12 protein-coding genes and 2 pseudogenes are annotated in these 15810 nt (G+C 72.0%); 4 read left to right on the plus strand and 10 right to left on the minus strand.

Translation table 11 applies throughout. From position 1 onward, the window contains the following. Positions 1-11: 11 nt before the first annotated feature. Positions 12-1151, minus strand: a complete 1140-nt coding sequence (locus Tsedi_RS11015; protein ID WP_143896581.1) for an aminoglycoside phosphotransferase family protein — start codon at positions 1149-1151, stop codon at positions 12-14. 45 nt (positions 1152-1196) lie between these two features. On the opposite strand from Tsedi_RS11015, the gene Tsedi_RS11020 reads away from it, so the two are divergent. The 3 genes from Tsedi_RS11020 to rsmA are packed head-to-tail and all read left to right on the plus strand — an operon-like array spanning position 1197 to position 5771. After that, positions 1197-3656 (plus strand): LPS-assembly protein LptD, encoded by a 2460-nt coding sequence (locus Tsedi_RS11020; RefSeq protein ID WP_143896583.1) that lies wholly within the window; start codon positions 1197-1199, stop codon positions 3654-3656. Beyond that, on the plus strand, positions 3649-4974 hold the full coding sequence (locus Tsedi_RS11025) for a peptidylprolyl isomerase (protein WP_143896585.1): 1326 nt from the start codon (positions 3649-3651) through the stop codon (positions 4972-4974). The genes Tsedi_RS11020 and Tsedi_RS11025 overlap by 8 nt, the downstream gene beginning before the upstream one ends. Further along, positions 4971-5771, plus strand: a complete 801-nt coding sequence (gene rsmA, locus Tsedi_RS11030; protein WP_246099261.1) for a 16S rRNA (adenine(1518)-N(6)/adenine(1519)-N(6))-dimethyltransferase RsmA — start codon at positions 4971-4973, stop codon at positions 5769-5771. Before Tsedi_RS11025 ends, rsmA begins: the two co-directional genes overlap by 4 nt. Here rsmA and Tsedi_RS11035 read toward each other — a convergent pair. From Tsedi_RS11035 to Tsedi_RS11070, 8 genes and pseudogenes are all read right to left on the minus strand, one after another. Then, positions 5758-5991: a coiled-coil domain-containing protein gene (locus Tsedi_RS11035; RefSeq protein ID WP_143896587.1), complete on the minus strand. Its 234-nt coding sequence runs from the start codon at positions 5989-5991 to the stop codon at positions 5758-5760. The genes rsmA and Tsedi_RS11035 overlap by 14 nt on opposite strands. 190 nt (positions 5992-6181) lie before the next feature. Then, a pseudogene (locus Tsedi_RS11040) lies at positions 6182-6577 on the minus strand (barstar family protein); the annotation flags it as partial. Positions 6578-6666: 89 nt separating this feature from the next. Then, on the minus strand, positions 6667-7047 hold the full coding sequence (locus Tsedi_RS11045) for a guanyl-specific ribonuclease (protein ID WP_143896591.1): 381 nt from the start codon (positions 7045-7047) through the stop codon (positions 6667-6669). A 212-nt stretch (positions 7048-7259) separates the two neighbouring features. After that, the gene (locus Tsedi_RS11050; protein WP_143896593.1) at positions 7260-8306 is read right to left on the minus strand and encodes a ParA family protein; all 1047 of its coding nucleotides are present in this window, start codon (positions 8304-8306) and stop codon (positions 7260-7262) included. Beyond that, complete coding sequence (locus tag Tsedi_RS11055; protein WP_143896595.1) at positions 8303-9508, minus strand: ATP-binding protein; 1206 nt, start codon at positions 9506-9508, stop codon at positions 8303-8305. The genes Tsedi_RS11050 and Tsedi_RS11055 overlap by 4 nt, the downstream gene beginning before the upstream one ends. 34 nt (positions 9509-9542) lie before the next feature. Continuing rightward, positions 9543-10635: pseudogene (locus tag Tsedi_RS11060) on the minus strand (IS30 family transposase). 131 nt (positions 10636-10766) lie between these two features. Then, positions 10767-13088, minus strand: coding sequence for an NADP-dependent malic enzyme (locus tag Tsedi_RS11065; protein WP_143896597.1), 2322 nt, complete (start codon positions 13086-13088; stop codon positions 10767-10769). Positions 13089-13197: 109 nt separating this feature from the next. Then, positions 13198-14379 (minus strand): GGDEF domain-containing protein, encoded by a 1182-nt coding sequence (locus Tsedi_RS11070; RefSeq protein ID WP_143896599.1) that lies wholly within the window; start codon positions 14377-14379, stop codon positions 13198-13200. Between the two features lie 90 nt (positions 14380-14469). On the opposite strand from Tsedi_RS11070, the gene Tsedi_RS11075 reads away from it, so the two are divergent. After that, on the plus strand, positions 14470-15180 hold the full coding sequence (locus tag Tsedi_RS11075; protein ID WP_246099262.1) for a transporter substrate-binding domain-containing protein: 711 nt from the start codon (positions 14470-14472) through the stop codon (positions 15178-15180). An 11-nt stretch (positions 15181-15191) separates the two neighbouring features. On the opposite strand, the gene Tsedi_RS11080 is transcribed toward Tsedi_RS11075, so the two are convergent. Beyond that, complete coding sequence (locus Tsedi_RS11080) at positions 15192-15728, minus strand: TPM domain-containing protein (RefSeq protein WP_143896601.1); 537 nt, start codon at positions 15726-15728, stop codon at positions 15192-15194. Between the last annotated feature and the right edge of the window lie 82 nt (positions 15729-15810).

Genomic DNA, 15810 nt, shown 5'->3' on the forward strand with positions numbered 1-15810 from the left:
GGGGTGCGGGCTCAGCTCAGGCCCGGCCGACCGATCGACCAGGCCACCGGGGTCTCGATGCCCTCCACCGCGTCGATCAGCTGCAGCAGGGGCTTGAGTTCGCGGTAGCGCGCCGCGGTGTGGCGGATGTAGGCGATGAAGCGCGGCGCATCGGCCAGGTACTGCGGCTTGCCGTCGCGCAGCGTCAGGCGCGCGAAGATGCCGGCCACCTTCAGGTGGCGCTGCAGCCCCATCCACTCCACCGCGCGGTAGAACGCCCCGAAATCCTGCGCCCAGCCCTCGGCGTCCAGCAGCCCGGCCTTGCGCGCGGCGTCCCAATAGCGGATCGTGACGTCGAGCACCACCTCCTCGTCCCAGCTGAGGAAGGCGTCGCGCATGAGGCTGGCGATGTCGTACGTCACCGGACCGTGCACCGCGTCCTGGAAGTCCAGCACGCCGAGCCGCCCTTCGGGGCGCGCGGGGTCGAAGCCGCCGGCGGGCAGCATCAGGTTGCGCGGCATGTAGTCGCGGTGCACCCACGCCGTGGGCTGCGCCAGCACCCGCCGCACGATCAGGTCGAACGCGGCCTCGAGCGTGCGGCGCTGTGCGTCCGACAGGGTGATGCCCTTGTGGCGCGCCAGGTACCAGTCGGGAAACAGCGCCAGCTCGCGCCGCAGCAGGGCCTCGTCGTACGGCGGCAGCACGCCGGGGCGGCTGGCGCGCTGCCACGCCACCAGCGCGGCAATCGCATCCTTGAAGTAGGGCAGGGCGGCGTCGGGCTGCTGCGGATCCAGCGCCTGCAGCAGCGTCTGCGTGCCCAGGTCCGTCAGCAGCAGGAAGCCGTCGGCCTCGTCCCAGGCGAGCACCTCGGGCACGCGCACGCCGGCTTCGCGCATCAGGCCGGCCACGCGCACGAACGGGCGGCAGTCCTCCAGCGCCGGCGGGGCGTCCATGACGATGCGCGTGCCGCCGCCGTGCGCAGCGTCGCAGTCGATGCGGAAGTAGCGGCGAAAGCTCGCGTCGGCGCTGGCCAGGCGCAGCGTCTCGGACCGCAGGCCGTGCGCGGGGGCCACGCGCGCCAGCCAGCGCTCGAACGCGGCGGCGCGCGCCGGGTCGGACCAGGTGATGGCGGCCGACGCGGCCGCGACAGGGGACGGGGGCACGGTGCTCATGGATAATCGTCGCGATTCTACGGAGCCCCCGCGGCCACCGCCGCCATGCGCCGACCCGACGCCCGCCCCTGCCCCGCCGCCGCCCTGCCCGCGGCGCTGCGCCACCGGCTGCGCCCGCTGGCCTGGCTGGCCGCCGGGCTGCTGGCCGGTGCGCCGGCGGCGGCACAGGAGGCGCTGGCGCTGCAGCCGGCCTTGACCCTGCAGGAGCTGCCCGCCGCGCTGCGCCGTCAGCTGCCGGTGACGCTGGAGGGGGCGCGCATCCACGGCCGCCCCGATGAGCGCGTGGAGGTGGAGGGCGGCGCCGTGCTGCGCCGGCACGACCTGGTGCTGCGTGCGCAGCGGCTGCAGCACACCGCGGCCGACGACACCGTGCTGGCCGAAGACGCGGTGCGCGTCAACCGGCTGGGGGACGTCTACGAGGGCACGCGGCTGCAGCTGCGGCTGGATACCTTCGAGGGCCGCTTCGACGACGTGCGCTTCGCGCTGCGCCGCACCGGCGGCCGCGGCGAGGCCGCGCGCGTGGACTTTCTCGACGAGCAGCGCGCCGTGGCGCACCAGGTGCGCTACAGCACCTGCCCGCGCCCGCCCGGCGCGCCGTGGCGGCCCGACTGGGCGCTCACCGCCGAGGAGGTGCGCTTCGACCTCGCCAGCGACACCGGCGAGGCGCGCGGCGCGCGGCTGGAGTTCCAGGGCGTGCCGCTGCTGGCCGCCCCATGGATCAGCTTCCCCCTGTCGGATGCGCGCAAGACCGGGCTGCTGCCGCCGACGTTCAACCTCGACAACAGGAGTGGCTTCGAGACCACGGTGCCGTACTACTTCAACCTGGCGCCGAACCGCGACGCAACGCTGTACCCGACGCTGATGACGCGCCGCGGGCTGGACCTGGGCGGCGAGTTCCGTTACCTGGAGCCCGGCTACGCCGGCCAGCTGCGCGCCGCGTGGATGGGCAACGACCGCCTGCGCGACCGCGACCGCTGGGCCTATGCGGTGCAGCACCAGCACGCGCTCGACGGGCTGGACTGGCTGCCGGGTGCCAGCGTGCGCCTGCACCTCAACCGCGTCAGCGACGACGACTACTGGCGCGACTTTCCGCGCACCAGCGTCATCACCAACCTGGCGCAGCGGCTGCTGGCCAACGAGGTGGCCGTCAGCGGCGGCGCCGGGACGTGGTCGTACAGCCTGCTGGCCCAGCGCTGGCAGACGCTGGGCGCGGCGCCGAGCCTGACGGCCATCGGCCCGGAGCAGATCGTGGCGCCGTACGACCGGCTGCCGTCGCTGGCGCTGCGCTGGCGCCCGCCGGCCTGGGACGACGGCGGCGCGCGGGGCGGCTGGCGGCTGACGCTGGATGCCGAGCTGACGCAGTTTCGCACCGCCCGTACGCCGACGGTGTGGGACGGCGCGGCCGCCGGCGACCAGCGCACCGACCTCGACGGCACGCGCACGCTGGCGGTGGCGCGGCTGCAGCGGCGCTGGGAGGCGCCGGGCTGGTTCCTGCAGCCCAGCCTGCAGCTGCACGCGCGCCACTACCGCTTCGAGCGGCCGCTGGGCGACGGCCGCCGCGACGCCGCCATCGCGCTGCCGACCGCGGCGCTGGACGGCGGGTTGATTTTCGAGCGGCCGACCACCTGGTGGGACCGCGCGGTGGTGCAGACGCTGGAGCCGCGCGTGCTGCTGGCGGCCACGCCGCACCGCGACCAGCGGCTGCTGCCGGTCTACGACAGCGCGGTGTACGACTTCAACCTCGCCACCCTGTTCCTGCCCAACCCGTACGCGGGCCACGACCGCATCGCCGATGCGCGCACGCTCACCTATGGCCTGACGACGCGGCTGTATGCCGCCGACGATGGCGCCGAGCTGGCCAGCCTCGGGGTGGCGCAGCGGCTGCGCCTGCGCGAGCAGCGCGTCACGCTGCCCAACGAGGGGGCGCTGGCCAGCGGGCGCAGCGACCTGCTCATCGGCGCCAGCGTCAACCCCGATCCCCACTGGGCGCTGGCCGGTACCTGGCAGTTCAACCCGGCGCAGCGCACCTCGGTGCGCACGCTGCTGTCCGCGCGCTACCAGCCCGGGCCGTACCGCGTGCTCAGCGCCGCCTACCGCAACAACGAGACCACGGTGACGCGCAGCCGGCTGCTGGACGTGGCGTGGCAGTGGCCGCTGGCGGCGCTGCGCGGGCCGGTGCCGCCGGCGCTGCCCGGCCAGGCGCTGGGCCCTGGCCAGTGGTACGGCGTCGGCCGGCTCAACTACAGCCTGCTGGAGCGGCGCATCGTCGACCTGGTGGCCGGCTTCGAATACGATGCCGGCTGCTGGATCGCGCGCGTGGTGCTGGAGCGGCTGCAGCAGGGCCGCACCAGCGCCAACCAGCGCATCCTGTTCCAGCTGGAATTCGCCGGGTTCTCGCGCCTGGGCAGCAGCAACCCGTTGCAGGCGCTGCGCCAGCACATCCCGCGCTACCAGTACCTGCGCGAAGACGTCAACCCGCCGAGCCGCTTCCGAGACCATGAATGACCTTCGCTTCCCGACGAAGCGCCTGCTGGCCGTCGCGCTGGCGGCGCTGAGCCTGCTGCCGCTGGCCGCGCCGGCGGCCCCCGAGGGCCGCGGCCCCGCCGCCAGCGCCGACCACATCGTCGCGCTGGTCGGCGGCGAGCCGATCACCGCCAGCGAGCTGCGCGCGCGGCTGGCGCGCGTCGAGCTGCCGCCGGGCACCCCTGCGGCCGCGCGCGCCGAACTCGCGCGCGAGGTGCTGGAGCGGCTGATCGACGAGCGCGCGCTGCTGCAGAGCGCGCGCGAGCAGGGCGTGCGCATCAGCGACACCGAGGTCGAGGCGGCCGAGGCGGAGGTGGCGCGGCGCAACGGGCTGACGGTGGCGCAGCTGCACGAGCAGCTGCCCGCCGCCGGCCTGAGCGTGCGCGCCTTCCGCGCCAACCTGCGCGACGAGCTGACGCTGCAGCGCCTGCGCGAGCGCGAGGCCGCGCGCGTGCGCCTCAGCGAGGCCGAGGTGGACGCCTGGCTGCGCGAGCGCGAGCAGCCCGCCGATCCGGCCCAGGTGGCGCTGGAACTGGCGCAGGTGTTCATCCCGGTGCCGGAAAACGCCGGCGCCGACGTGCAGGCGCGCGCGCGCCTGCAGGCCGAGGAGGTGGCGCGGCGCGCGCGCGCCGGCGAGGACTTCGCCCAGCTGGCGCGACAGTGGTCGCAGGCGCCGGAGGCGGCGCAGGGTGGCCGTCTCGGACTGCGCCGCGCCGACCGCTACCCGACGCTGTTCTGGGAGGCGGTGCGCGGCCAGCCAGCCGGCAGCATCGTCGGCCCGCTGCGCAGCGGCGCCGGCTGGCACGTGCTGCAGGTGCTGACGCAGCGCCACGTCGACCTGCCGCCGCCGACCGTGACGCAGACCGAGGTGCGCCACATCCTGCTGCGCGCCGACACCGACGCCGAGCGGCAGGCCGCGCAGCGCCGCCTGGCCGAGCTGCGCGCGCGCATCGTCAGCGGACAGACCACCTTCGAGGCCGCCGCGCGCGAGGTCAGCCAGGACGCCAGCGCCCGCGACGGCGGCCGGCTGGGCTGGGCCGAACCGGGCCTGTTCGTGCCCGAGTTCGAGGAAGCGATGGAGGCGCTGGCGCCGGGCCAGGTGTCGGCGCCGGTGATGACACGCTTCGGCGTGCATCTGATCGAGGTGCTGCAGCGGCGCGAGGTGGCGCGCGGCGCGCGCGAGCTGCGCGAAGCCGCGCGCAGCGCGCTGCGCCAGCGCAAGGCCGAGGAGGCGCTGGAAGAGCTGGCGCGCGAGGCGCGCGCGCGCGCCTACGTCGAGATCCGCGAGACCGCGCCGTGAGACCCGCCGCCGCCACGCTGGACGGCCACCGCGCGCGCAAGCGCTTCGGCCAGCACTTCCTGAGCGATCCGGCCGTCATCGACGCCATCGTGCGCGCCGTCGACCCCGAGGCCGGTGACTGCGTGGTCGAGATCGGCCCGGGCCTGGGGGCGCTGACGCAGCCGCTGCTGGAGCGGCTGCGGCACCTCACGGTGGTGGAGCTGGACCGCGATCTGGCCGCGCGCCTGCGCGCGCAGCCCGGCCTGACGGTGCTGCAGGCCGACGTGCTCACCGTGGACTTCGGCCAGCTCGCCGACGCCTGCGCGCCGCGGCGGCTGCGCATGGTCGGCAACCTGCCCTACAACATCTCCACGCCGATCCTGTTCCACCTGCTGCGCTGGGCCGACCGTGTGCAGGACCAGCACTTCATGCTGCAGAAGGAGGTGGTCGACCGCATGGTGGCCGCACCGTGCAGCGCCGCCTACGGGCGCCTGAGCGTCATGCTGCAGTGGCGCTACGCGATGGAGTGCGTGCTCGAGGTGCCGCCGCAGGCGTTCACGCCGCCGCCGCGCGTCGACAGCGCGGTGGTGCGCATGGAGCCGTGGCCGCAGCCGGCGCCGCTCGATCCCGCGCTGCTGGAGGAACTCGTGCAGGCGGCGTTCGCGCAGCGGCGCAAGCTGCTGCGCCACACGCTGGGGCGCTGGCTGCAGGCGCGCGGCTTCGACGGCGACTTCGACCTGCAGCGCCGCGCCGAGGAGGTGCCGGTGGCCGAATACGTCGCGCTGGCGCAGCGGCTTGCCGGCCTCACGCCAGCCTGAGCAGGATGCCGATCAGCAAGCCGAACTGCGCCAGCGCCAAGCCGACGATCCACTTCAGCAGGTCGTACTTCAGCTCAGCCAGATCGTGCTTGGCGGCGACCAGCGAGTCGGCCACCGCGTCCTTCAGCGCGTCGACCAGCGCCTCGGCCTGCTCCGGCGGCAGGCCGGAGGACTGAAGGCGCTTGACGAACTTGTGCGCGTCGAACGCGATGCTGCTCATGCGTGCATGGCAGCGCAGCCGCGCAGGCGGCGCACGGCCGCCATCGGCCTCACGCCGCGCTGAGCCAGTAGCCGGCGTTGAACGGGCTGCTCATGCGCAGCGCCTGCGGACTGACGTCGACCAGCTTGTCGGTCAGCAGCGGCTCGTCGACCTGCTCGAGGTCGGCGGGCTTGGGCGCGCGCGCCACCGCGAACGAGTAGAAGGCACGGAACGGCACCTTGCGCTCGGCCCAGAAGTCGGCCACGTCGCGGAAGACGTCGAGCAGCTGCTCGCGCGCCTCCTTGTCGAACTTCGGGCTGGTGGGGATGTGCTCCAGCACGACGACGAAGCCGGTCTGCGGGCCGGACTTGTAGACCGTGTCGGTCAGGCAGTCGTACAGCGCGTCCAGGTTCTTGCCGTTGTGCGGCGGCAGCTGGAACTGCGTCGAGATCAGCTCGAGGATGTCCTGCTTGTTCAGCGCCGTGGCCAGGTTGGCGTACAGGAAGTGGTGCCCCAGCGCCTCGGCGGCGGCCTGCAGATCGCGCACCGTGAAGGCGCGGATCGACTGGACGATGTTGGGTCGGACGTTGCGCAGCGGCTGTTCCATGATGGCGTTGCGGTTGGAAGACGGAAGACGGGCGGAGGAATCCGGAGTCGGCAACGTGACGCGGTACGGCGCGGCCCGGGCGCTGCGCCTCACGGCACCACGCGGCGGAAGCTCGCGTAGTGGTCAGCCGTGTAGTAGCAGGCATCCGGCGCCGTCGGCGTCCAGCCGCCGCAGACCAGACGCCGCGCGCCCCGGTGGCTCAGCCCCGGGGTGGGCACCGTGTATTCGCGGTAGTAGCCACGCTTGGCCGGCGGCAGCAGACGCTCGCGGTTGAAGAACACCGTACCGTCCTTTTCGTAGGGGAAGGGGCCGCCTTGGCGGATCAGCTGCATGACCTGCTGCGCCTCGCGCGGCAGCTGGGCCAGCTCGACGGTGTCGGCCGGCTGCGGCGCACGCGCCAACGCCAGCGCCGCCACCGCCAGCCACGTCCACAGCAGCGCCAGCCGGGCCAGCCACCGGCGCCCACGCATGCCCTGCACCTGCTCCTGCCTTGGGGAAAACCCTCAGAACGAGCGCGCTAGTGTGCCGCAACCGGCGCCGGATGACAAGATCTTGACAGCGCTGGATTTTTGTGTTCCAGCTTGGGGATCGGCGCGCCGTCAGGCGGCGGTCCGCAGCGAGTTGTCGGCGACGGTGGTGGCGTCCAAGCCGATTCGGCAGCCACGACACCCCCGTGGCGCACTCACGGCAACCCATGCTCTGCGCCGGCTTCAGCCTCCCTTTCGGACTGGCTCGGAGCCACAACCGCGGACTGCACGCCTGTGCGTGCGACAATGGCCTGAACCAAAGCCTGAAAATCTTCGTAGCACCGCTGCACACTGTCCTGATGGGCTCCGATCGCGCCATCGGAGGCGCGCAAAGCGAACATCGGCTTGCGTGCCTCCATGGCCATCGGCATCAGGCTGCGGTAATGCTTGATGCGGTGAATCTGGTGGGGGTCGGGATCAACGACGGTTGTGTGCGTCTGCTCGCCTAGGATGCTTTCACGATAGGCATACGGAAGCCGTGCCTGCCACTTGGCATACGCCTTAGTGGGGCGGCCGAGCCGCTCGGCGTGCTGCATCAGCACATAGCCGACCGGCTGCATAGCACCCGAGGGTTGCGGGCCGAGGCTCGCATCCGCCTTGGGGAGGGCTTGTGCCCACGTTTCCCGCCAACGCCGCAAGGTAGGCCCCAGGTTTTTGAGCCCCTGCAAGGAGAAGAGATCGGGAGCAACGGGCACGACCACATGGCTGGCTGCCACCAGAGCGGCCCGGTTGATGGCACCCAGATTGGGGCCAACATCAATAAGCACGACATCGGCCTCGTGTGCATCGGCCGCAGCCTTCATGACGCGCCAAAAAGCCGTGGTGACCCGGAAGGCACGATCCCGCCCTTCCAGACAGCGCGGCCACTCGGTCGAGAGGTCGTCTTCGATGCGCGAGAGCGCGAGATCACCCACGATGAGCCCCAGCCGCTCGCCCAGGGTTTCGACATGCGCCGGGCGCACATCGCCGGTTCCCCCAAAAAGGGGCTCGACCGCGCCGAACAGAGTCTTGGGATGCGCGCCATCCGGCCAGAGCTGCTCCAGCCTTTCGACTTCCAAAGCCATGATCGACAGGTTCGACTGGGGATCCAAGTCCACGGCGAGCACCCGGTAGCCGAGCTCGGCAAACATCCACGCCGTGTGATAGACGAGCGACGTCTTGCCCACGCCGCCCTTGTTGTTGAAGAAGGCAATGCTGATCATGGCTCCTCCCCCGCGATGATGGCGGCGACCACGCCCGGCTGCACCTCGAAGCGCAGGCGGCTGCCGAAGTGCTTGCGGGCGATGGCGATACCGGCGCCAAAGCGCTGCACGAAGCCCAGCGCGCGCAGCGCCTCGGCCAGGTTGGGATTGCGGTAGTCCGTCACACCCGGCTGACCGAAGTTCTCCACCGTCACGCTGCCAAATGGACCGCCAGGGTTGTGGATCTCGATGCGGTCATCGAACCAGTACACCCGCACCGGCGCGTGGGTAGCTTCATAGCTGCGATGCAGGTAGGCGTTGCGCACCAGTTGCCGCAGCCCGTCCAGTGCATACGCTTCGACGATCGTTTCACGCTCGCTGGCCACAAAGACGATGCGCCGGCGGTTGTGAGCCTCCAGCTTCTCTTCCAGCCTGCGAATCTGATCGGCCACGGTGCCGTGGATCACCTCTTCATCCGTCACAGGATCGGTCAAATCCTGACCGGCGATGCGCAGGAACTGGGTGTAAGCCCCGCCGATCCAGTTGGACGGAGCACGGCCACACACGAGCAAGCCCAGCACCGTCGGCACGGGTTCGGTCTCGGCCACGATCAGCTTGGTAGCCGCCAGCTTCTGCTCCAGCGTGCGATCGTTGGCGAGCAGCACGTCGCGGGCCACCAGCGAGGGCAGATACTCCTGCTCGAAGCGCAGCCGGTCGATCTCCTCCAGCGTTGCACCGCTCACCGGCTGCACATCGAAGGGCCGATCACGATGGCGACGCCGCTCGTTGAGGATGCGCTCGTCCTGTGCCGTGGCCAGCCCGCGCCGCGGCCCCCAGCGCACATGGATGCGCCCCTTATAACGCACCGGCGGTGTATCGCAGGGCCAGACCGTAATCACAGCGTAATCGGCTCCGGCCAGGCGGCGCTTCTCCACCAGCAAGGTCGGCGGCGGCACGATGTTGCCGTCGGTCTTGATGTCGGCAAGGCTGCGCAACAGCTCGTCGGTGACCGCAAAGCCTTCCATCGGCGTGCCGTCGTCCTTGGCGCCGATGAAGACCACGCTCGGCGCCCCATGTCCGGCCAGATCGTTGGCGAAAGCGCACACGGCTTCGCGCACGGTTTCCGGCGCCTTGCCAGCGAAGGACTGCTTGCGCTCGACCCGGTCGGATTCGAGGTCAGTGAGCAGTGCCAGGAGCTCCGCATCATTGGGCGCTTGCTTCATGGGGCTGTGTCAAGCACCAAGTGCAACAGTGGAATCACTGAAGGGAGTGGCTGGCTTGGGTGGCCTTTTCCAGCATGGCCTGGCAGCCGGCGATCGGGGGGCAGAAGCCGTGGATGGCGCGCGGACCGATGCCCGAGCCTGCCGGCGATCGCATCGAGCTCTTCCTGGCTGTAGACCGACAGGTCCGTGCCCTTGGGCAGGACCTGGCGCAGCAGACCGTTGATGTTCTGATGAAACCACTTGCGGTTTTGATGAAATCGCGGGCGATTTTCGCAACTGCCCCGCTGCCACGGACTGCGCGGGTCGCAGAAGTAGACCCGGATGCCGGTGGCCTCGGTCAGCTCGGGGTGGCGCGCCATTTCCTTGCCGCGGTCGTAGGTCAGGGTCTTGCGCATCGGCTTGGGCATCTTGCGCAGCTTGGCGGTGAAGCCCTCCAGAGCCGAGGCTGCGGTGGCGTCCTTGAGCTTGGCCAGCAGCACCAGACGCGAGCTGCGCTCCACCAACACCCCAACGGCCGAGCGGTTGGCCGCCCCCTTGAGGAGGTCGCCTTCCCAGTGCCCAGGAAAGGCTCGGTCGTTGGCCTCGGGCGGACGCAGGTGGATGCTGACCACCTCGGGCAGCTGGCCCCTTCGGTCTTGGCCACGCGAGCGCGGCATGCGCTTGGGCATCGCACGCCGCAGGCAGGCGATGAGCTCCTTGCGCAGCTCACCGCGCGGCATCGCATCGATGCCGTTGTCGATGGTCTCGTGCGAGACGCGGCGATGCGGATCGTCGGGCCACATGCGCTTGAGTGTGCCGGCAATCTGCCCTGGCGACCAGCCCTCCAGCAGGAAGTGATGCACCACGCCGAAGAGCACACCGTCTTCGGAGAGCTTGCGGCTGCGTCGGCGCTTGAGCCGCATGGCGCATGCACGCGCCCCGGCTGCCCGCGCGTCATAAGTGCTGCTGCCCGCCGGCACGAAGGCCGCGCGCTGCGGCCAGTCCAGCGCTCGCCGGATCTCGCGCGTCACCGTCGAGGGCGAGCGCTGCAGCGTGCGGGCAATGCTGCGTGCCGAGCAGCCCTGCTGCAGCATGATCATGATGGTGGCGCGCTCTTCGGCGCTGAGGTGCTGGTCGTGGGTTCCCATGGGTCGGCGGCAGGGTCAGGTGCAAGGCAGATCAGGAGTGTTGCACTTGATTATTGACTCCGCCGGAATACCATCCGTCCCAACTGTATCGCCAGCCCAACGACACGCCAAGGCGCCTGCGACCTCCGCCGTCAGACCGCGGCGGCGCTGACCGCGCGCGGCCCGACGTTGGCCTCCGCCACCGTCAGCGCGGTCATGTTGACGATGCGCCGCACGGTGGAGCTGGCCGTCAGGATGTGCACCGGCTTGGCCACGCCCAGCAGCATCGGCCCGATGGCGATGCCGCCGCCGGCGGCGGTCTTGAGCAGGTTGTAGGCGATGTTGGCGGCGTCGATGTTGGGGCAGACCAGCAGGTTGGCCTCGCCGGTGAGCGTGCTGCGCGGCATGATGGCCTGGCGCATCGCCGCATCCAGCGCCACGTCGCCGTGCATCTCGCCGTCCACCTCCAGCCACGGTGCCTGTTCGCGCAGCAGCGCCAGCGCCTGGCGCATCTTGACCGCGCTGGGGGCGTCGGAGGAGCCGAAGTTGGAGTGCGACAGCAGCGCGGCCTTGGGCGTGATGCCGAAGCGCATGATCTTGCGCGCCGCCATCTGCGTGATGGCGGCCAGCTGCTCGGCGCTGGGGTCGACGTTGATGTGCGTGTCGACGAGAAACACCTGCCGGCCAGGCAGCAGGATGGCGTTCATGGCCGCGTAGCAGCTCGCCCCGGGGCGCAGGCCGATGACCTGGTCGAGGTAGTTCAGGTGCATCGCCGGCGTGCCCCAGGTGCCGCAGATGAGGCCGTGCACGTCGCCGTGGCGCAGCAGCATCGCGCCGATCAGCGTCAGGCGCCGGCGCATCTCGATCTTGGCCAGCTGCTCGGTGACGCCGCGGCGCTCCATCAGGCGGTGGTAGTCCTGCCAGAAGGTCTTGTAGCGGTGGTCGTGCTCGACGTTGACGACCTCGTAGTCGGCGCCTTCGCGCAGGCGCAGGCCGAAGCGCTCGATGCGCTGCGCGATCACCGCCGGACGTCCGATCAGCACCGGCCGCGCCAGCCCTTCGTCGACCACCACCTGCGCGGCGCGCAGCACGCGCTCCTCCTCGCCCTCGGCATAGGCGATCAGCTTGTGGCGCGCCTGCTTGGCGATCGCGTACACCGGCTTCATCAGCGTGCCGGAGGCGAACACGAAGTTCTGCAGCCGCTCGCGGTAGGCGTCGAGGTCGGCGATCGGGCGCGTGGCCACGCCGCTGCGCGCGGCGGCCTCGGCCACCGCCGGCGCGATGCGGATCATCAGCCGCGGGTCGAACGGCTTGGGAATCAGGTAGTCCGGCCCGAAGGCCAGCCTCTCGCCCGCATAGGCCTGCGCCACCACGTCGCTCTGCTCGGCCTGCGCCAGCTCGGCGATGGCGTGCACCGCGGCGATCTCCATCTCGTCGCTGATGGTGGTGGCGCCGCAGTCCAGCGCACCGCGGAAGATGTACGGAAAGCACAGGACGTTGTTGACCTGGTTGGGGTAGTCGCTGCGGCCGGTGGCGATCACCGCGTCGTCGCGCACCGCGCGCACCTCCTCGGGCAGGATCTCCGGCGTCGGGTTGGCCAGCGCCAGGATCAGCGGCCGCGGCGCCATGCGCGCCACCATCTCGGGCTTGAGCACGCCGCCGGCCGACAGGCCGAGAAACACGTCGGCCCCCTCGATCACCTCCGCGAGCGTGCGGGCCTCGGTGCGCTGCGCGAAGCGCGCCTTGTCCGGGTCCATCAGCTCGGTACGCCCCTCGTAGACGACGCCGGCCAGGTCGGTGACCCAGATGTGCTCGCGCGGCAGGCCGAGCTTGACCAGCAGGTTCAGGCATGCCAGCGCCGCCGCGCCGGCCCCGCTGGTGACCAGCTTGACCTCGCGCAGGTCCTTGCCGACCACCTTCAGGCCGTTGAGGATGGCCGCGCCGACGACGATGGCGGTGCCGTGCTGGTCGTCGTGGAAGACCGGAATCCTCATGCGCTCGCGCAGCTTGCGCTCGATGTAGAAGCAGTCCGGCGCCTTGATGTCCTCCAGGTTGACGCCGCCGAAGGTCGGCTCCAGCGCGGCGATGATGTCCACCAGCCGGTCCGGGTCCTTCTCGTCGATCTCGAGGTCGAAGACGTCGATGCCGGCGAACTTCTTGAACAGCACCGCCTTGCCTTCCATCACCGGCTTGGCCGCCAGCGGACCGATGTCGCCCAGCCCCAGCACCGCGGTGCCGTTGGAGATGACGGCCACCAGGTTGCCGCGGCCGGTGTAGCGGAAGGCGTTGGCCGGGTCGGCGACGATCGCCTCGCACGGCGCGGCCACGCCGGGGGAGTAGGCCAGCGCCAGGTCGCGCTGGTTGGAAAGCGCCTTGGTGGGCGTGACGGCCAGCTTGCCGGGCTGGGGCTGCTCGTGGTAGTCGAGCGCGGCGCGCCTGAGCTGCGCGCGCGGATCGGCGGCGGGATCGGTCACCTCGGAACCTCCATCGTGCGGGCCGGCCGGTGGCCGGCGGCGGCGCCCGGCGGCGGGCGCGATGGCGGCATTGTAGGAACTGCGCCAGGGGATGCGCCGCCGGCGCTGCTCATGCCCCCGCCGCGGCGGCCGCCTCGCAGCCGCCGGCGCGGTTGCGGCCGGCGCGCTTGGCCTCGTACAGCGCGGCGTCGGCCTGCTGCACCAGCCGCGCCGCATCGTCGGCCCCCTGCGGCACCCGCGCCGCCGCCCCGGCGCTGATGGTCACCACCGGCGCGGTGTCGGACGCCTCGTGCCGCAGGCCCAGCGCCCGCACCGCCGCCACCGCACGCTGCGCCACCACGCAGGCGCCCGCCAGGTCGGTGTCGGACAGCAGCGCCACCAGCTCCTCGCCGCCGTAGCGCGCCAGCAGGTCCGGCTCGCGCCGCACCACGCCCTGCAGCGCGCGCGCCACCGCGCGCAGGCAGGCGTCGCCGGCCTGGTGACCATAGCGGTCGTTGTAGCGCTTGAAGTGGTCCACGTCGACCATCACCAGCGCCAGCGGGCGCTGCTGGCGCGCGTGACGCGCCACCTCCTCGCGCAGGCGCTGCTCGAAGTAGCCGCGGTTGGCGATGCCCAGCAACCCGTCGATGCGCGAGAACGCCTCCAGCCGCCGGTTGGCCGCCTCCAGCGCCGCGGTGCGCTCGCGCACGCGCTGCTCCAGCCGTGCGTTGGCCTCCAGCAGATCCTGGTTCTGCTGCGCCAGCACGTGGTAGAGCTGGCCGACCATGCGCAGCAGGTTGGCCACGCGGCGGTCGATCGGATCCTCCTCCCGCGCCCAGGCCTCGGCCGGGTCGGCGCCGGCACGGATGCGCGCGATCTGGCGCGCCATCGCCTGGTCCACCCCCATGATGTGCAGCCCCAGCCAGGAGGTGAGAAACCCCATCAGCGTGTCGCCTGGCTGGCGCAGGTGGCCTCGCGCGTCCCACATCGAGCGCACCTGGTCGACGAACTCCTGGTGCAGACGGCGGTGCAGCTCGCGGTGGCGCGCATCCACGCCGACCTCCTCCATCAGGCGCTCCTCGTCGTCGAAGTGCCGCCGCGCGTAGGCGATGAGGTCCTCGAGGATGGCCTGCTGTTCGTGGACGCCGAGCGCGCGACCATGGAACATCGCGCGGTTGAGGGCGTTGAACAGGTCCACCAGGCGGTGGTGCTGCGCGTCGACGACCTCGATGCCGGTCAGCAGCGACTCATCCCACGTGAACACGTCGTCGGGCGCGGCGACGGAGGGGGTGGCGGGGGCGTCGTTGGCCATGACACGATCTCCATGGGTGCGGGGCCGCAGTATCGCACCGGCACGCGGCACGTCAGCTTCGCGCCAAGCGCGCGTGGCATGATCGGCGTCATGCACGAGCTTGCTCCCACCGGAACCCTGCGCGCCACCATCAACCTCGGCAACGCGCTGCTGGCACGCCGCGGCGCCGACGGCAGCCCCGCCGGCGTGTCGGTGGACCTGGCGCAGGCGCTGGCGCAACGGCTGGGCGTGCCGCTGGCGCTGGTGGTGGTGGAGACCGCCGCGGCGGCGGTGGCGGCGGTGCGCGAGGGCCGCGCCGACGTCGGCTTCTTCGCCATCGACCCGCTGCGCAGCGAGGGGCTGGCCTTCACCGCGCCGTACCTGCTGATCGAGGGCAGCTACCTGGTGCGCGCCGACAGCCCGCTGCGACACAACGACGAGGTCGACCGCCCCGGCACGCGGGTGGTGGTCGGGCACGGCAGCGCCTACGACCTGTTTCTGTCGCGCACGCTGCGCCACGCCACCATCGAGCGCGCACCTTCCACGCCCGAGGTGGTGCCGCAGTTTCTGGCCAGCGGCGCCGACGTGGCCGCCGGCATCCGCCAGGCGCTGCAGGCCGACGCCGAACGGCGGGGCGGCCTGCGGCTGCTGCCCGGCCGCTTCATGGTGATCGAGCAGGCCATGGGCTGCCGCGCCGCCTACGGCGAGGCGGCACACGCGGCGCTGGCCGCCTTCGTCGAGGAGGCCAAGCGCAGCGGGCAGGTGGCCGCGCTGCTGGCGCGCCACGGCGTCACCGGCGCCTCGGTGGCGCCGGCGGCTTGAGGCCGCCTTGGCTACACCCGCACCACCGCATCCGGCAGCTCGTTGACGGCGCGCTGCCCCGGCGCGAGCGGCACGGCGGCGCGCAGCCAGCCGTCCACGGTGTCGATGGCGCGCGCCAGCGCCGCCTCGGCCGACCCCTGGCGCAGGCCGTCGCGCAGCGCCTGCAGCGCGGCGTCCCAGTCGGCCGGCGGCACGTGGCGCGCCAGCCCGCGGTCAGCGACGATCTCGATGGCGCGCTCGGCCAGCAGCAGGTAGATCAGCACGCCGGCGTTGTCCTCGGTGTCCCAGACGCGCAGGCGGCCGAACCAGGCCAGCGCGCGCTCGCGCACGCGCGCGGCCAGCGCCGCCTCGTCGGCCGGCGGCCACAGCCAGCGCAGCGGCAGGCTGGCCTCGACACAGACGCGAATCTCGCCGCGGTGGTGCGACTCGCTGGCCTCGATGCGGCGGCGCAGCCGCTCGGCCGCGGCGTCGTCGAGCCAGCGGCGGCTGGCGCGCTCGTCCAGCCACAGGTGGCGCGCCCAGCGCCGCAGGTGCGTGGCCCAGCCCATCGTCACCACCGCCCGGAGGCGCCGCCCCCGCCGAAGTTGCCGCCACCGTCACGCGCGCGCTGCTTGGGCGCGTGCTGGGGGC

The organism is Tepidimonas sediminis, from assembly GCF_007556605.1.
Lineage (GTDB): Bacteria > Pseudomonadota > Gammaproteobacteria > Burkholderiales > Burkholderiaceae_C > Tepidimonas > Tepidimonas sediminis.